The following is a 15,136-nucleotide window of genomic DNA, read 5'->3' as shown; positions in this document are numbered from 1 at the left end:
AGAGGAGAACCCGTTCATGTCCGACAGCGACCTCGCGCCGGTCACCAGCAGCACCCCGCCCACCGTCCACGAAGCCCCCACCGACCTGCCCGCAGACCGGCCCGGGCCGGCCGACCCGGCCAGCGGCGGCCTCATCGCCTCCACCGGCCGGGCACTCGCCGCCGCCGGCGAGCTGATCCACGACGCCGTCCAGTACACCGTGGTCGTCAGCCAGCTCGCCATCGCGGCCATGCGCCTGGCCTCCCTGTCCGAACAGGTCACCGGCACCTACGAGTACGTCGAGGGCTGCGCCGAGTCGGTGCAGCAACTCGCCGACCAGGCCGCCGCGATGGACGTCGACTCCGACACCATCGCCGAGCACCGCGACGCCGCCGCGGTCATGCTCTCCGTCCTCGCCGAGGCCGAGGCCATGGCGGCGGCCGCCCGCGACCTGTCCACCGCGTTCCAGGCCACCGCCGACGCCCACGAGGCCGACTACGGCCCGGTCGACGAGGCCGCGGCCAACAAGGAGGGCCAGATGGCCGTCCGCGAGTTCTACAGCAACCGCTGACCCACCACCTTGGGGCGGCCGGTGCCGCCCCCGTCAGCGGGACGGACCGGCCGCCCTTCCACCGAGACGCCGCCCACCCCGGCGGCACGCGCGAAGGAGCCCCCCGTTGATGTCCCTCGGCCCGCTGCGCGGGCGCATCGCCGTCGCCCGCGGCTACGTCGGGCGCACCGCCACCCTCGCCGGCACGGCCGGGCTGGCGGCCGGCGGCCTCACCGACGCTCCCCTGCCCTTCACCGTCACGATCGGCACCGTCGGGGCCGCCACCGCCTGGGGCCTGATCTGGTCCGCGACCCTGCCCAAGGGCCGCGTCCGCGATGCCGCCACCGCCCTCTACCTTGCTTCCCCCGTCAGCGCGGGCGCACTGCTCGTCACCGAGCGCCTGGTCCACGGACTGCACTGGTGGGAACTCGCGCTCGACGCCACCTGGGCGGCCGTCACCTGGAAGGTCCGCCCGGCCCGCATGGCCCGCGTCCTGGCCGGCCGCGAGCGCTCCCTCACCCCCGAGGCCGTTCACCAGGTCCAGGAACAGCAGGCCGCCGCGCTCGTCCCGGCCGGTTCCACCCACCCGATGTCCCTGTGGTGGGCGCAGCGGGTCGCCGTCGAGGGCGGTGTCGCTCCCGGCACCGTGCTCACCGACGTCGAGCGCATCGGGGAGAAGGGGATGTCCGGGCTGATCCGCGCCGCCCGCCCGGGCATGCCGGTGCCCACGATCTCCCTCACCGCCCTGTCGGCGCTCCTGGACTGGGACGAGGAGGAGATCACCGTCGCGAAGGTCGCCGGGCGCGGCGCCGGGGTGCGGCGCCTGACCGTCGGCAGCGCCGACCAGGCCACGGACCCCTACACGCACTGGATCAAGAACATCGCCCCCAAGGGCATGCCGGGCACGGTCATCACCGGCGTGCGCATCATCGACACCGACACGAAGGAACTGCGCTGACGTGGGCCTCATCTACGAGCTGACCGTCAAGGCGCCGCCCGGCGACGTCATCGGCTACGACATGGCCCGCCTGGCCGACGCGATGAACATCAAGGACCCCGCCCGCCTCGCCGTCGAGACCCAGGGCAGCGAGGGCCTGGTCACCATCTACCCCGAAGACCCCCTCGCCGAGGTGATCCTGCCCGACCCCGAGCACCTGACCATGGACTCCACCGGCCGGATCTGGGTCGGCCTGCACCACAACGGGCGCCGTACCAAGGTGCGCCTGTACGACCCCAAGGCCGGCTCGGCGCAGCGCATGCTGCTGTTCGGGACCACCGGCGCCGGGAAGTCCACCGGCGGGCAGATCATCCTCGCCGGGATGAAGCGCTCCGGGGTCGGTGTGTTCTACGCCGACCTCAAGGGCGGCCAGTCCGCGCCCGAGGCCCGCGGCAACTGCGACTGGTGCGTCTACACGCAGGAGGGCGCCATCGCCCAGCTGCGGACCTTCTGGAACGTCATGAAGGCCCGCGAGATCAGGTACGCGGCCGCCGGGCGGTCCAAGTTCCTGATGGACCGCCCCGACCCGCTGATGTACCAGGTGGTGGACGAGGCCAACCGGCTGCTGGAGAAGGGCGCCCCGTACAGGGAGGAGGCGACGTTCTACATCAAGGACATCGGCCGCACCGGCCGAAGCCTGGGCATGGGCATCGGGCTGTTCGCCCAGGCCGGCCACCTCGAGGAGCTCGGCGGCTCCGACACCCTGCGCTCCATGCTCAAGGAGGGCGAGGTGATCCTGCTGCGCTGGACCAGCAACCTGATGCGCCAGCTCGTCTCCGACGGCCTCCTCCCGGCCGGGCAGAAGCTCGCCGCAATCCCCAAGTACGCCGGCGCCGTCGAGCTGGTCTCCCAGTTCGACGACACCGAAGCGGACGAGGACCGGCCCGGCACCCAGGGCAGCGGCTACCACCTCTCCGGCCTGCACCCCACCGCCCGCATGCGGTTCTTCCGCGTGGGCTCCGAGGTGCCGACCGAGGGCCTGGACCCCGAGATGCTCGCCCTGTACGGCACCGGTCCGCACACCGTGCTGGAGAAGGAGTCCTGGCAGGACGCGGGCGAGGCCTACGTCGGGAAGCTGGACGGGATGGAGGCCTACCAGGCCGCATGCCCGGAGAAGTTCGAGGAACCCGAACCCGGCGCGGGCGGCCGGGGCCGCGGCGGCAACGGCGCAAACCGAGGCAGCGGCGGCCAGGGCCCGCGCAGCGCACCGGTCCCCGTCATCCCCACCACCGCCCCCGAGCCGCGGACCGCCTCCCGCCTCAACCTCACCGACCGCGTCCTGGCCGTCCTGGAGCACACCGACGGCGAGGACCTGGACGACCTCGAGGTCCTCGCTGCCGTCAACGCCGACGGCGGCCGCCAGGTCAGCCTCGGCGGCGTCCGCAACGCCCTGCGGGGCCTGCGCGGCTGACCACGCGGTACGGCGGGACGCAGCGCCGGTCAGTCGAAGGAGAAGTTCTCCGCGTCGCAGTCCCAGCAGAACCACGACTCCGGGATCTCCACGACATCGCAGCAGTCGCAGCCCTCGCCGTGCACACGGTTGTCCGCACCGCAGTTCCAACAGCTGTAGTGCACGTGCGCCATCGCGCCCCCTCGTCTCCAAGCCCCACACCGAGCGGTGCGGGGCGCAGCCCGAACCTGACGTACCACCAGGCCAGGCCAGCAAACACCCGATCCGGCCCGCCTGTCCGCCCAACCCACCAACGACCCACCAGGAGCACCCGTGGCCGTCACCGTCTCCCTCGCCGTCCTCTTCGGCATCATCACCGCGGTCCTCTACCGCGGCCGCGCCGTCGGATTCTGGCCGGCCCTGGCCCTCGTGCTGTTCGGCTTCACCCTCGCCTCCACCGGCGCAGGCCCCGCCATCAACCAGCTGCTCACCAACCTGGTCACCACGCTCAGCAACGCCGCCTCCTGACCCACCGCCACCCGCTCCCGACCTCTCCGAGGGCCGCTGGACCCGCCCGCCACCCGGCGGTGGGACCGGCGACCCCAGAAGACGCCCGGTGCCCCCAGACCTCAGCAGCCCTTCCCCGCCACCCCTTGGAGCACCCCGTGGACAGCATCTACACCTGCCCCGCCACCGCCGCCGACCTGGCGGTCGACCTCAACGCCTACCTCCTCCAGGAGGGCTACGTCCCGGCCTCGCTCGACGGCCAGATCGTCGCCGTCCCGCTCCAGCCCACCCCGGACACCCCGGCGCTCATCCCCGCCCTGGTCGACGGCCGCGTGATCGCCGTCCCCGTGCACAACCCGCTCGCCGCCGCCGCCGCGGCCGCCGCGGCGCAGCAGCAGCCCGTCCCGGCCGCGCCCGCCCCGGCGCAGCCCGCCACAGATCCGGGCCTGCCGCTGGCCCTCCGTCAGGGCATCCTGTACGGCTGCGCCGGCGCGCTCACCGTCGGCGGCCTGACGTGGATGGTCGGCGAGGGCATCGGGAGCGTTGCCCCGTACGCGGACCAGATCGGCAAGATCCTCATGTGGGCGGCCGCCACGGTGGCCGCCGTGGTGATCGGCGTCGCCGCGCTGCTCGGCAAGCTCCGCTCCGTCGCTTCCAGCGCCACCGCGGCGTCTGCGACCGCCAGCGGCGACGGCGCGTCCGGCACCGTGCTCGCGATGTTCCACCGGCACACCGAGGTCACCATCGGCAAGCAGTCCGCCGGATGGAAGGGCACGGTCAACAACAACGTCCGCTGACCGGCCGCCCGGCCCGCCTCCGCCCGCCCCGCCGACCACCGGCCGGGCGGGCGGGCCGCCTTCCGGGGACGAGGCCGACCGTCTCGGCGACGGCATCGACACCACCTACCAGCACCTGATCACGCCCGTTGTGCCTCTCCGACTGACCTCGCATCACCCGACCCGAACAGGAGCAGCACCCCGTGAACCAGCACACCGAGCCCACCCTCCAGGAGCAGCCGAGCGTCAGCGTCCGTGAGTCGGCCCGGCGCCGGGCCCGCGCCCTGACCGCCCCCGGCGGCTGGCTCGACCGGCGCCGCCGCGAGCTGGCGGCTGGCCTGGACGACTTCACCGGCGCCGAACCGTGGGTGCGCGCCCTGGCCTACCTGACCGTGATCACCCTCGCCGTCCTGGTGCTCGGCACCGTCGGCGGCATCCTGTTCAACGCGGCCGGCGCCGTGATCGACGCCGTGCACCTGCCGCAGGACCTGCCCGCCGGCGGCGACGACCTGCGCACCGCGATCACCGGACCCATCCACACCTACCTCATCGCCCACCAGGCCTACCCGCTCACCCCGGCCACCGTCTATGGCGCGTGGAAGACAGTCGGCCTGATCGCCGCGCTGCTCGCCTTCATCACCCGCCGCGCCATCGCGCGCGCCGGCTGGACGGCCTGGTCCGCCGCCACCCTCGCCATGGTCTGGTCAGCCGCACCTGAAGCCGGCCGCCCGGTCGCCGTCGGCCTGACCGCCGCCGCCATCACCGCGGTCTCGCTGTTCGCGCTGCGCGGCCTGACCTTCAGCCTGCGCCCGATGGTGATCAACCGTACCGACGTGCAGCCGCAGATCACCATCCAGACCCCCGAACCCAAGACGGCCCGGCCCCGGCCGACCGTCCCGGCACCGGGCTCGCCCTTCGACCAGCGCTGACCACCCCGGGGCGGGCCGGCGCCCCGGCGCGCTGGCCCGCCCCTCCCCCCGCCCCGTCCCGTCCCACCGATCGAGAGGCACATCCGCTGTGGCCCTGGCCATCTCCCGCGACGCACAGATCGCGGCCCTCTATGAACGACTCCACCACCGCTCCGGCATCCTCGCCGGCCTCACCCCCGGAACCCCCTCCCACGCCGGGATCCAGGCGGAGTGCGACGCCATCCACGCCGAGATACGGCGCCTGGAGTCCTCCACCAGCATCTCGCCGAAGGCCGTCCTGATCACCGTCGCCGTGATCCTTCTGCTCATCTGGAGCGCCGTCCACTGACGTCCGGCCACTGACGCTGCCCACCACCGCGCCCGCCGCCCCCGCCACCCAGGCCGGGACGGCGGGCGCGGTGGTGCGCGGCGCGGCCACCCGGCCGTACCCACCCACGAGGGAGCACCCCATGCCCAAGACCGCCACGGCCGCACCGGCCCTCACCAACCCGGCCGGCCTCCACGGCCGCGCGCCGGCCCACGCAGGGCGGACCCCCGACACCGGCGCCATCCACGTCGCCCCCGAAACCCTCGCCGACGCCCGCGGCGAGATGACCACCGCGGTGCAGGGCATCGTCCAGCTCTTCATCGACCGCTGCCCCGAAGGCTTCAACGCCATCGACGTCGCCGACTCGGTCGTCGACGCCTGCTCCGACGAACTCGACGACCTCTACCACGCCCGAGCCCAGCGCGACGCCCTCGCCGAGCGGGCCGAGACCCTGCGCGTGCGCCTCTGGCGCATCGAGCAGACCCTCCAGCGCATCGACGCCGGCAACGACCCGGCCGGCCTCGTCGGCGACCTTGCACCGCACCTCGACGGACCCATCCACCCCAGCCACATCGCCGCCTACCGCGCGGCCCAGGAGGCCTGAGCATGAAGCTGACCATCGTCGTCCAGAACCTGCAACGCGGAGGCCTTCGCGCCAGCGACGGCTCCCCCGACGACCGCTGGCCGCTGCTCGCCGAGCGGATCGCCAAAGCCGACCCCGACCTGGTGCTGCTCCAGGAAGCCGAAGGCTGGGCGGACGCCGGCCACCGCCAGCTCGTGCGCGCCGAGCAGGACCTCGGCCTGGACGTGCTCCTCGCCCCCGCCCGCAGCGGCCGCGGCACCGCACTGCTCTACCGCCGCGAGACCCTGGGCCGCCGCACCAGCTGGACCACGGACTACACCGCCGACGAAACCCACCACGGCTTCGGCACCGCCGGCTTCACCATCCCCGGCCTGCCCGCCCCACTCGCCGTTACCAGCCTGCACCTCACCCCGTACAGCGCGGACCGGGCCGTCGCCGAAGCCGACTTCGCCGCCAGCCGCACCTACCGCCTCGGCCCCTACTGCATCCTCGGCGGCGACATCAACTACCCGCCCGGCGCCGGCCCCGACCCCGCCTGGCACCGCATGCGCCCCTACAACCGCGGCTCCCGCACCCTGCTCACCGACCCGGCCCTCGACCAGCAACCCGCCCCCGACCGGCGCGTCGCCTGGAAACTCGCCGCCAACGGCCTGGTCGACGCCGCCTGGCACCTCCACCAGCAGACCGGCGACGACGACCTGCTGCGCCGCACCGGCAGCGACGACCGGATCGACCAGCTGTGGGTCTCCGCCCCGCTGGCCCCGGCCATCGACTCCTACACCCTGCTCGACGACCCGAGCGGCGCGAGCGACCACCACGGCCTGGCCGTCGTCCTCGACACCGCCCGCATCGACACCACCCGTCCCTGGACGTACCGGTGACCGCCCACAGCTCCGGGTAGCGATGCTGCCCACCACCGCGCCCGCCGTCCCCGTGTCAGCCAGGCGGGGACGGCGGGCGCCGCCGGCCGAGGCGCTGACCGCTTCGCACGACCCCGACCTGCCGACCACCCATGACCGTCCGACACGGGAGGCCACGATGCTCACCGCCCGCCATTTCCCGACCAGCCCGCTCGCCCTGCGCTTCACCGACCCCGACCGGCAGGCCAAGGTCCGCGACTTCGCCGTGGACCAGGCCATGGCCGCCACCGCCGCCGCGGCCCGGATCACCCACCTCTGGGCGCAGGCCGGCACCCCGCAGCAGCGCGTCGCCGCCCTCCACCAGGTCCACGCCGAATTGATCGGCTGGCGCTACCGGCTGGCGCTGGCAGCCGCCGGGCGTCTCGGCCAGGGCATCGCGTACGACCCGCAGCGCTTCTGGACCCCGATCACCGAGGGCGCCACCAACTTCGACCGGCTCGGCACCGTGGGCCGCCTCCGCGACGGCTCCCAGTGGGACGCGTCCACCCGCACCTACACGGGAGGCGTGTCCACCCCGGCCTACGAGGCAATGGCCGGGTACGGCCGGGCCGCCCGGGCGCGGTTCGCCGCCGAAGCCCCCGACAGCGACGAGCTGCGGAACTGGGTCTCCCTGCCCGACGGCACCCGGCTGGCGGGCAACCGCATCGTCCGGGGGGCCGCCGCCCGCGCCGTCGCCGAGCAGCTGGCGGCCCGCGTCAAGGCGCGCGGCCTGGACGCCTCCCGGATGGAGACCGGCGGCGACCCCATCTACACCGCCACCCCGGACCCCGAGCACAGCACGGTGCTGCACCGCTGGGCGCTGACCCTCCTGGCCGGCCCCGACCCGTCGGTCCAGGACTACCTGCTCGCCCGCTACCTGATGTTCCAGGCCCCGCAGACCAAGAAAGGCTCCGACGCGGTGAGCAGGACGTTCATCGTCGCCGCCGGCGCGGTCCTCTTCGGCGACCAGGCACCCGCCCTGCCCGAGGACATCGACCTGCGCTGCTACGTCCTCGGCCAAGCCACCGCCTGCCGTCCGTAAGACCTCCAAGCATCCACCCCCCTCGCGCTGAGAGGCCCGCACCCGTATGAACCTCACCCTCGACCCCGGCACCCTCACCGTCCTGGTCGGCCTCAGCGGCGCCGGCAAGTCCACCTACGCCGCCCGCTGGCCCGCCTCCTGGACCCTCAACCTCGACTCCTACCGCGAGATGGCAACGGACGACGCCGCCGACCAGAGCGCCACACCCGTTGCGCTCCAGATCCAGGACCTGTTCCTGGACGCCCGGCTCTCCCGCAGGCTGACGACGATCATCGACTCGACCACGCTCCTGCCCCACGCCCGAGCCCACCTCCTCGCCCGCGCCCGCTACTGGCAGCGACCCTGCGTCGCCGTGCTGGTCGACACCCCCCTCGACCAGTGCCGCCGCCAGAACGCCGCCCGGGCCCGCGTCGTGCCGGACCACGTCCTCACCGACCAGCACAGCCAGCTGCCGACCGTCGAACGCCTTCTCGGTGAAGGCTTCCACGCCGTCCACCGCGTCAGCGCCGACTCCCCCGCCCCGGCCGCCTGACCACCCGCAGACCCCCGTACCGACCACTCCATCAGGAAGGCCCGACCGATGCCCTACTCCCCCGAACCCGGAGACGCCCTGCACCTGGCGAAGATCTCCACCGCCGACGAAGTCCTGGTCGTCACCGACGATCAGCTCTACCTCGGCGAGTCGACCCGCCGCGAGATCCTCTTCGCCGAAGCCCTCGAAGTCCCGGTCTGTTACTGGCTGGCCGGGCGCGGCCGGATCGGCGAGAGCCACCTGCAACCCACCCCGGTGCGCGAGCGGGCGGGCAGGCAGTGGACGGCCGCGTTCGGCCGGCTCACCAGCGCGGCCCCGACCGGCCCGGTGCGCGAGGACCTGCTCGCACTCGCCGCCGCAGACCTGGCCGTCGCGAAGCACGGCCTCAGCGCCTCGCTGGTCGACCTCCGCCGCGCCGCCCGGGCGGCATTCGGCATCGAGGTCCCGTACGACCGTGCGCAGGCCGCGCTCGACACCCGCACCGAGGGCACCTCGGCCATCGGCTTCCTCCTCGGCCAGGCGTAGCCCGCCATCACCGCTCACCGGCCGCGCGGGCTTCGCGTACCCCGGCCGCCGCTCCGGACGGCAGCGCCAGCTCGCGGTCGACGTCCTCCCTGGTCTGGAGGACCCGGCGGTGAGCCACTCCGGGCGCTGACATCGCAACCACGACCCGCACCCAGCACTGACACCCCGGCACAACGGCCCGGCCGCCGAGGCCGAGAGAGAAGGACAGCCACCATGGCCACCCAGACCGCCCCCGTGCACGAGCCGTTCGCCCGACCCGAGCGCACCTTCCTCCAGGCCAGCGCCCTGCCCGACGCCTCCGACTGGGAGCTGGCCCGCATCGCACTCGACCGGCGTGGCTCCGCCGCCTACCACGACGACCCCCGGGCCGAAGAGGCCCGCAGGGTCGGCGAGGAGCTCACCGCCGAGGAAGCCACCCGGGTCGACGCCTTCCTCGCGGCGGGCGTGCAGAACGTCCACCGCCTGGACGCCATCGCCGCCGCCCCGGACCTCACCGACAACGACCGCCCCTGGCTGATCGACCAGCTCCGGCTCGCCTGGCAGCGCCTGGACGCCGTCCGGGACGCCATCGACGACTCCGGCAGCCTCATGCACACCACCTACGCCGCGAGCTCCGTCGACTACGTCCGCTGGTCCCGCAGGCCGCAGGCGTTCTCGCCCCTGAACCGGCCGCGGCGCGCTTGCCCGACCACCGCCAGCTGACCAGAGGCACCCCCACCGCGAGGAGAGGAGACCGATGAACACCACCCTGACCGTGGAGGAGCAGCTGGCGCTCGCCGTCGAGTTCCGCGTGCCGATTCCCCAGGGCCCGGTCGGCGGGTACGGCGAGGTCGTCGTGCGCCGCGACGAGACCGGCACCGGATGGGCCGTGACCGACGGCGCCCTGGTCGGCCTGCGCGCCTGGACCGAGGGCGAGGGCTGGCGGTTGGTGCGGGACATCGGCCGCGCCGCCGCCTACCCGCACACCCGCGAGCAGGCGCTGACCCTGGCTCGCCGGGTCGCCGAGATCGAGGCCGCCAACTACTAGGCGCTGCTCACGGTCGCCGCCGACCCGCTCGCCCACGCCCGGGCCCGCGCCCGGCAGTACACGATCACCTGCCGGCACTGCCACACGTCGGATGCCGAGGAGTACGGCGAGCCGATCCGCAACACCGACGACTTCGCCGACTGTGCCCGCTGCAACGCCTGCGGTCTGGAGTGGGCCCTCGACCCCGGGGCCGACGCCTCCTGCGCCACCTGCGGCGGCAGCGGCATCCCCGGCGCCGGATCCAGCCGTCGGCGCACCGTCGACGGCTGGGAGCCCGCTCCGACGTGCGGGTGCCACGAGCAGTACGAGGAATCCGGGCACTGACGCTGCCCACCACCACGCCCCGCCACCCGGCCAGCCAGGCCGTGAAAGCGGGGCGCCGTGGCGGCGGCGCGGCCGCCCGGCCGACACCCTGCTCTTTCCCCCACGGAGGAACCCGTGACCGACACCCTGCGTACCCGACTGGCCCGCACCGCCCTCGACACCGCCGACAACGTCGCCGCCGTCACCGCCGGTGCCGCCGCAGGCCTCACCACCTACCGCACCCTCGCCAGCCGCCAACCCGAGACCCGCATTACCCTCGCCCTCGCCGCTGGCGCCCTCGCCGCCGCCGTCACCGACCAGCACGCCTACAAGGCCCTGGCCCCGCTGCGCCGCCGCCTCGGCATCGAGCGCGCCTTCGGCCGGATCCCTGGGAGCGGTCTGGCTCCGTCGCTGGAGCAGCTCACCGCCGAGGTCGCCGTCGACGCCGCCCACCGCGCCGCCGCCGCAGCACACACCCTCGACCACAGCTCCGGCAGCCTCACCTGGCCCACCAACTGGGTCGGTGCGAGCGACGGCACCGCGACGTGCGCGCTTCCCGGCGGCGCGCACCTGCTGTGCGTCCCGTCCCCCGCCGACCAGCACGGCTACCGCGCCCGTACCTACCTCCTCGTGCGGAACGAGAAGAAGCCGATCGAGATCCGCAGCATCAGCGAACTGGCCGCGCTTCTGGACGGCCCCACCGACGCGGCGCAGCCCACGGACAGCGAGAGCGAGGCGGAGTACGGCGACCCGTGGGCCGCCCTCGGCCGGGACCTCGCCATCGCCGAACTCTGCCCCACTGTGGCTGCCGCCGACGGCGAGGACCAGGCCGACGAGGACGACAACCGCGACCAGGAGGCCGAGGCCCACGACGCCGGCCTGCTGTAGCCGATCGCTCCCAACAGCGGGCTGGCTCTCTCCCCCGAGGACCGGCCTGACACCCATCCCTGCCTGAACACCCGCCACCAACCCGGCCCCGGTCCGCAACTCAGTGGACCGGGGCCGGGTTGTCGAAGGAGGATCACGTGCACCGGATCATCACTCCCCGCCCCGACAGCCCGAGCAGCCAGGCCGTCGGTGTGGACTTCGACGAGACCCTGATGTTGGTCGACAGCCGCGGGTGGATGGACGGCCAGGTATACGGCGAGCCGATCCCCGGCGCCATCGAGGCCCTGCGTCTGCTCGCCGCCCATCGTGCAGTCTTCGTCTACACCGCCCGCCACCGCCGATTCCACGAAGCCGTCGCCGACTGGGTGACCCGGTACAGCGGCCTGGCGACCCGGGTCAACGACGACCTTGACCGGGCCTACTGGACCGAGCGAGGCACCATCCTGGTGACCAACCTCAAGCTCGGTGCAGCTGCGTACGTGTGCGACAAGGCCATCCACTTCAACGGCGACTGGACCACCACCCTCACCATCGTCACACGCGCGATCGGCCTGACCCCGGCCGCCGTCTGACAGCAGTACTCGAAAGGGCCCGGTCCTGGCGCGAGTTGCCAGGACCGGGCCCTTTCGTGTTTTGGGTCTTTACGCCGTAAAGGAGTCCTTGGTCAGCCCCATGCCGGCGGCGATCTCCCGGTACTGCAGCGAGGGCTCACTCCTGGGCGCGTAGATCGGAACAGGCGTCTGCGCCGAGTAGGCCTCCGGCACCTTGATGCTGCGCCGGACGGACGGGGTCAGGACCAGCTGCCCGTACGCCTCACGCAACTGTCCCTCCGCGTCGGTGTAGGCCTTGCCCTGGCTCTTGTCGGAGACGGATTCCCCTATCACGATCCAGTCGATGCCGAGCTGTACGCCGAGGGCGGCGAAGGCGCTGTTCATCTCAGTGAGGGTGGACTCCAGCTCGGTCAAGGCGCGGGCCTCCTTCTCCTGGCTCTTCACGCAGGCCATCACCTCTACGTCCTTCGAGGAGAGGAGGGCGCCCTTCGTGGTGAGTTTGAGGTCACCGGGGCAGTCGATGAAGGCCACATGGAAGCGGCCGAGGACGGCCGGGAGGAGCCGCTGCAGCCACAGCTCCCGCAGCATGGCACCGGAGAGCTTGTCGTCGAGTTCCTTCAAACGGCGGGAGCCGGGTACGAACCAGAGGTGCGGGATCACCGGGCCGCCCTCACCCCGGCGGGCCGGGATGATCGCTTCCTCGATGGTGGCGATGCCGTCGACGACATCCCAGAGAGTGGCGATGTTCTCGTCGGCGTCAGGGTCGTCAAGGCCGAGCAGATGGGCCAGGTCGCGTTGGCTGTCCGCCTCGATGGCCAGGACGTCCAGGCCTTCCTCGGCCGCGATGGCCGCAAGGGCAGCCACCGTGGTGGTCTTCACCGATCCACCGGACTCGTTGACGGCCACGATGATGCGGGTCACGTGGCCGACGTTGGCCGGCAGCTCGGGAAGGGTTTCGTTGCTCATCGTTCCGATCTCCGGTCTTTACGCCGTAAAGGTGTGATCGCCCAGCAGGGCGCGTTCGGCCTCAGTCGCCTCATACCCGGCGTGCGCAACCAGCCAGCCGACATACTCCCCTACCGCGGCCGCGCCGGCCAAAGCGGTCGCCAGCTCGCACCGGGCCAAGGCCAGAGCGAGTGCGGCCTGCCTCGGCCGCTCTTCCGCCACCACGGAGAAGGAGACCTCGCCTGCTGCGCCGGCAACTGCCGCGAGCCACTCGCCCGCAAGCGCCTCGGCCTTCTCAAGGTCGACCGCGATCCGCAGAGCCGCCAGGATCACAGCCGTGTCGTCGGTGGGCGTGCCGGTCAGAGCCTCCTGGCAAGCAGTCCGACGGGACGCGACACGAGGGTCGGCCGCCTGCTCTCCACCTTGGTGTGGAACGGGCGTCTGCTTGCCGCTAGCCGTGGCGCGGTCCTTCGACTTCTGGGCCGCCTGGGTCTTCTTGACGGCGGCCTGAGCCTTCAGCTCGTCCCGAGCGGACCGCTGCTCGGCATGGTCCCTGATCTTGCCGAGCTCCCGGGCTTCCTCGATCTTCAGCTCTCCGGTCCGGACCTCGTCCTGGAGCTCGGCGGAGAGGTTGCCGAGACGTCGACGCTGCGAGACCCAGCCCTCGGACTTGCCGAGCGCTGCGGCCACTGCCGCGTAGGTGCCGAGAAGTCCCTTCAGAGTCTCGATCGTCTCCAGCTCCTCCAGCGGCGTCAGGTCCTCACGCTGGATGTTCTCCGCCAGAGCGAGAACCAGAATTGCCGTGCGAGTGGTCGCCGTCGTGTTGACGACGATCGGCACCTCGGTCAACCCGGCGAGCGGTGCCGCCGCCAGCCGGCGGTTGCCGTTGACCACCACGAAGGAAGTCGGCGAGATGCTCTCGGCGTGCTCCGGGAAGGCCGTTGTGAACGTGGCGGCCGGGATCACGGTCAGAGCCTGTGCGACGCCGCTCTCCCGGAAGCTCTCGGCCAGCTCGTCCAGCTTTGTCAGTTCGCCGCGGGGATTTTCCGGATTGGGCACCAGCTCCCCCAGGTTCGCCGTCACCTTCGGGCCTGCGGTGCCCTGCTGTTGCAGGCGCAGGCGACGGCGCTCAGCGAGCGAGAGGTTGTTCTGCAGGCCTGCGCTGGTTTGGGACACGAGATCTCCGGAGGTGGTGGTGCGATTCAGAAGGGAGACTATCCGCCGTCGGTGCCGGTGCAGGGGAGTGCCCCAGGCTTTACGCCGTAAAGATGCCAGGCCCGGGCCGGGGTCGAGGCGGACCCGATTCCTTGCATGCGCACCCTGGCGAGTTTCCGCCTGCGGTGTGCGGATCCGCCCGCGCGGCCGCCGCGCGCCGTGCTCGCTCTACCAGCGCGGCCCTGGCCGACGACGTCCGACCCGCACGCCTGTCGGTCCGGCCGGCGTCGGCGGCCCAGTCGGGCAGGGGCCCGGCCGAACGCGGCCGTCCACTGCCTGCCCGCCCGCCCTTCGCGACGTTGCCGAGCACGTAGGTGCCGACCAGGGCCGCGCCGAGGATCACCACGGCCTTCTGCTGGCGAGGAGTCATCTTCTTCACCTCCTTCCGGTGTTGGTAACCGATCACGGTCTCACCAGGCACCGACAGCGGGGGGAGGACAGCCACCCTGGCATGCTTGTACGACTTACTAAAAAGGCGTGGACAGTGTCGATGGGGAGGCGTAGAGTCGCCTAGCGTTTCAAGTTAGGTGAATAGGCGTGGAGGTTGTGGGTGTGTTCGTGACGACCGGGCAGGCCGGGGCGGCGTTGGGGTGTTCGATCCCGACGGTGAAGAAGTTGCTGGCCACCGGCGTGGTGCCGGGCGTGCGCGAGGCGGGGCGGCAGGTGTTCCCGCTGGCCGCGCTCCAGCAGTTGCAGGCCCGGCCCGCCGCCGACCTGGCCGCGCTCGGCCCGGCCGAGGTGGCGGTGCTGCGCTCGGACGCCCCTGCGCGGGTCGAGGAGCCGGGCCGGGAGTGGATCGGCTTCGGCACCGGGCTGGACGAGGCGCAGCTGCTGGCCGCGCTGTCGGGCTGGTGGCGGTGCGACCCGGCCCGGGTCGCGGCTGGTGGAGTGCTGCCGGTGACGGTGGCCGGGTTCGTCGTCGCGGTGCTGACCGGCCTCACCGCGTGGGAGTCCGACGGCACTGTCGGCACCGCGGGGCGCTACCGCTTCCCGAAGGCCAGGCTGGCCGGCTACCTGACCGACCTCACCGCCCCCGCCAACGCCGCCGACCCGGCCGACCCGGAGGACGTCCGCCTGGCGGGCCTGCTGCTCGGCACCCGCCTGGCGTCGGTGTCCGGCGGCCCGATCGCCTACGCCACCACCCGCCCGACCGCCTCCGACCAGCTCGCCACCGAGGGGGAGTGACCCGCT

21 protein-coding genes are annotated in these 15,136 nt (G+C 72.9%); 17 read left to right on the top strand and 4 right to left on the bottom strand.

Annotated features, from left to right (window positions below):
- Positions 1–16 precede the first annotated feature (16 nt).
- The 3 genes from ACWGJO_RS16715 (at position 17) to ACWGJO_RS16705 (ending at position 2,937) form a co-directional block, all read left to right on the top strand.
- Complete coding sequence (locus tag ACWGJO_RS16715) at positions 17–550, top strand: hypothetical protein (protein ID WP_452184448.1); 534 nt, start codon at positions 17–19, stop codon at positions 548–550.
- Between the two features lie 109 nt (positions 551–659).
- A complete protein-coding gene (locus tag ACWGJO_RS16710) occupies positions 660–1,487 on the top strand; it encodes a hypothetical protein (protein WP_452184447.1) in 828 nt (275 codons plus the stop codon).
- Between the two features lies 1 nt (position 1,488).
- On the top strand, positions 1,489–2,937 hold the full coding sequence (locus tag ACWGJO_RS16705; protein WP_452184445.1) for a DNA/RNA helicase domain-containing protein: 1,449 nt from the start codon (positions 1,489–1,491) through the stop codon (positions 2,935–2,937).
- 29 nt (positions 2,938–2,966) lie between these two features.
- On the opposite strand, the gene ACWGJO_RS16700 is transcribed toward ACWGJO_RS16705, so the two are convergent.
- A complete protein-coding gene (locus ACWGJO_RS16700) occupies positions 2,967–3,110 on the bottom strand; it encodes a hypothetical protein (protein WP_452184443.1) in 144 nt (47 codons plus the stop codon).
- Between the two features lie 139 nt (positions 3,111–3,249).
- On the opposite strand from ACWGJO_RS16700, the gene ACWGJO_RS16695 reads away from it, so the two are divergent.
- The 9 genes from ACWGJO_RS16695 to ACWGJO_RS16655 all read left to right on the top strand — a co-directional run bounded on the left by ACWGJO_RS16695 (position 3,250) and on the right by ACWGJO_RS16655 (position 9,016).
- Entirely contained in the window at positions 3,250–3,444 is a 195-nt protein-coding gene (locus ACWGJO_RS16695) for a hypothetical protein (protein ID WP_452184441.1), read from the top strand.
- A gap of 137 nt (positions 3,445–3,581) precedes the next feature.
- The gene (locus ACWGJO_RS16690; RefSeq protein WP_452184439.1) at positions 3,582–4,220 is read left to right on the top strand and encodes a hypothetical protein; all 639 of its coding nucleotides are present in this window, start codon (positions 3,582–3,584) and stop codon (positions 4,218–4,220) included.
- 182 nt (positions 4,221–4,402) lie between these two features.
- Positions 4,403–5,128 carry a hypothetical protein gene (locus tag ACWGJO_RS16685; protein ID WP_378366343.1) on the top strand — a complete coding sequence of 242 codons (726 nt, stop codon included), beginning with the start codon at positions 4,403–4,405 and terminating at the stop codon, positions 5,126–5,128.
- Positions 5,129–5,216: 88 nt separating this feature from the next.
- Complete coding sequence (locus ACWGJO_RS16680) at positions 5,217–5,456, top strand: hypothetical protein (RefSeq protein WP_452184437.1); 240 nt, start codon at positions 5,217–5,219, stop codon at positions 5,454–5,456.
- A gap of 121 nt (positions 5,457–5,577) precedes the next feature.
- On the top strand, positions 5,578–6,039 hold the full coding sequence (locus ACWGJO_RS16675; protein ID WP_452184435.1) for a hypothetical protein: 462 nt from the start codon (positions 5,578–5,580) through the stop codon (positions 6,037–6,039).
- 2 nt (positions 6,040–6,041) lie between these two features.
- Complete coding sequence (locus tag ACWGJO_RS16670; protein WP_452184433.1) at positions 6,042–6,899, top strand: endonuclease/exonuclease/phosphatase family protein; 858 nt, start codon at positions 6,042–6,044, stop codon at positions 6,897–6,899.
- 157 nt (positions 6,900–7,056) lie between these two features.
- Positions 7,057–7,959, top strand: coding sequence for a hypothetical protein (locus ACWGJO_RS16665; protein WP_452184432.1), 903 nt, complete (start codon positions 7,057–7,059; stop codon positions 7,957–7,959).
- A gap of 46 nt (positions 7,960–8,005) precedes the next feature.
- Positions 8,006–8,491 (top strand): AAA family ATPase, encoded by a 486-nt coding sequence (locus tag ACWGJO_RS16660; protein WP_452184430.1) that lies wholly within the window; start codon positions 8,006–8,008, stop codon positions 8,489–8,491.
- Positions 8,492–8,539: 48 nt separating this feature from the next.
- Positions 8,540–9,016, top strand: coding sequence for a hypothetical protein (locus tag ACWGJO_RS16655; RefSeq protein WP_452184428.1), 477 nt, complete (start codon positions 8,540–8,542; stop codon positions 9,014–9,016).
- 7 nt (positions 9,017–9,023) lie between these two features.
- Here the strand turns inward: ACWGJO_RS16655 and ACWGJO_RS16650 are convergent, their stop codons facing one another.
- Complete coding sequence (locus tag ACWGJO_RS16650) at positions 9,024–9,149, bottom strand: hypothetical protein (protein WP_452184426.1); 126 nt, start codon at positions 9,147–9,149, stop codon at positions 9,024–9,026.
- 80 nt (positions 9,150–9,229) lie between these two features.
- Here ACWGJO_RS16650 and ACWGJO_RS16645 point away from each other — a divergent pair, with 80 nt between their 5' ends.
- The 4 genes from ACWGJO_RS16645 to ACWGJO_RS16630 all read left to right on the top strand — a co-directional run bounded on the left by ACWGJO_RS16645 (position 9,230) and on the right by ACWGJO_RS16630 (position 11,806).
- Positions 9,230–9,718 (top strand): hypothetical protein, encoded by a 489-nt coding sequence (locus ACWGJO_RS16645; RefSeq protein WP_452184424.1) that lies wholly within the window; start codon positions 9,230–9,232, stop codon positions 9,716–9,718.
- Positions 9,719–9,752: 34 nt separating this feature from the next.
- Positions 9,753–10,043 (top strand): hypothetical protein, encoded by a 291-nt coding sequence (locus ACWGJO_RS16640; protein ID WP_452184423.1) that lies wholly within the window; start codon positions 9,753–9,755, stop codon positions 10,041–10,043.
- A gap of 438 nt (positions 10,044–10,481) precedes the next feature.
- Complete coding sequence (locus ACWGJO_RS16635; RefSeq protein WP_452184421.1) at positions 10,482–11,234, top strand: hypothetical protein; 753 nt, start codon at positions 10,482–10,484, stop codon at positions 11,232–11,234.
- A 137-nt stretch (positions 11,235–11,371) separates the two neighbouring features.
- The gene (locus ACWGJO_RS16630) at positions 11,372–11,806 is read left to right on the top strand and encodes a hypothetical protein (RefSeq protein WP_452184419.1); all 435 of its coding nucleotides are present in this window, start codon (positions 11,372–11,374) and stop codon (positions 11,804–11,806) included.
- 69 nt (positions 11,807–11,875) lie between these two features.
- On the opposite strand, the gene ACWGJO_RS16625 is transcribed toward ACWGJO_RS16630, so the two are convergent.
- Both ACWGJO_RS16625 and ACWGJO_RS16620 read right to left on the bottom strand, forming a co-directional pair.
- Positions 11,876–12,751 carry a ParA family protein gene (locus tag ACWGJO_RS16625; RefSeq protein ID WP_452184417.1) on the bottom strand — a complete coding sequence of 292 codons (876 nt, stop codon included), beginning with the start codon at positions 12,749–12,751 and terminating at the stop codon, positions 11,876–11,878.
- A gap of 18 nt (positions 12,752–12,769) precedes the next feature.
- A complete protein-coding gene (locus ACWGJO_RS16620) occupies positions 12,770–13,906 on the bottom strand; it encodes a ParB/RepB/Spo0J family partition protein (RefSeq protein WP_452184415.1) in 1,137 nt (378 codons plus the stop codon).
- Between the two features lie 576 nt (positions 13,907–14,482).
- On the opposite strand from ACWGJO_RS16620, the gene ACWGJO_RS16615 reads away from it, so the two are divergent.
- Positions 14,483–15,130, top strand: a complete 648-nt coding sequence (locus ACWGJO_RS16615) for a DNA-binding protein (RefSeq protein WP_452184414.1) — start codon at positions 14,483–14,485, stop codon at positions 15,128–15,130.
- The last annotated feature ends 6 nt before the right edge of the window (positions 15,131–15,136 follow it).

This window comes from Kitasatospora sp. NPDC054795, assembly GCF_053611565.1.
Note: the sequence above shows the minus strand (reverse complement) of the source record. Positions and strands in the feature narration are given on the sequence as shown.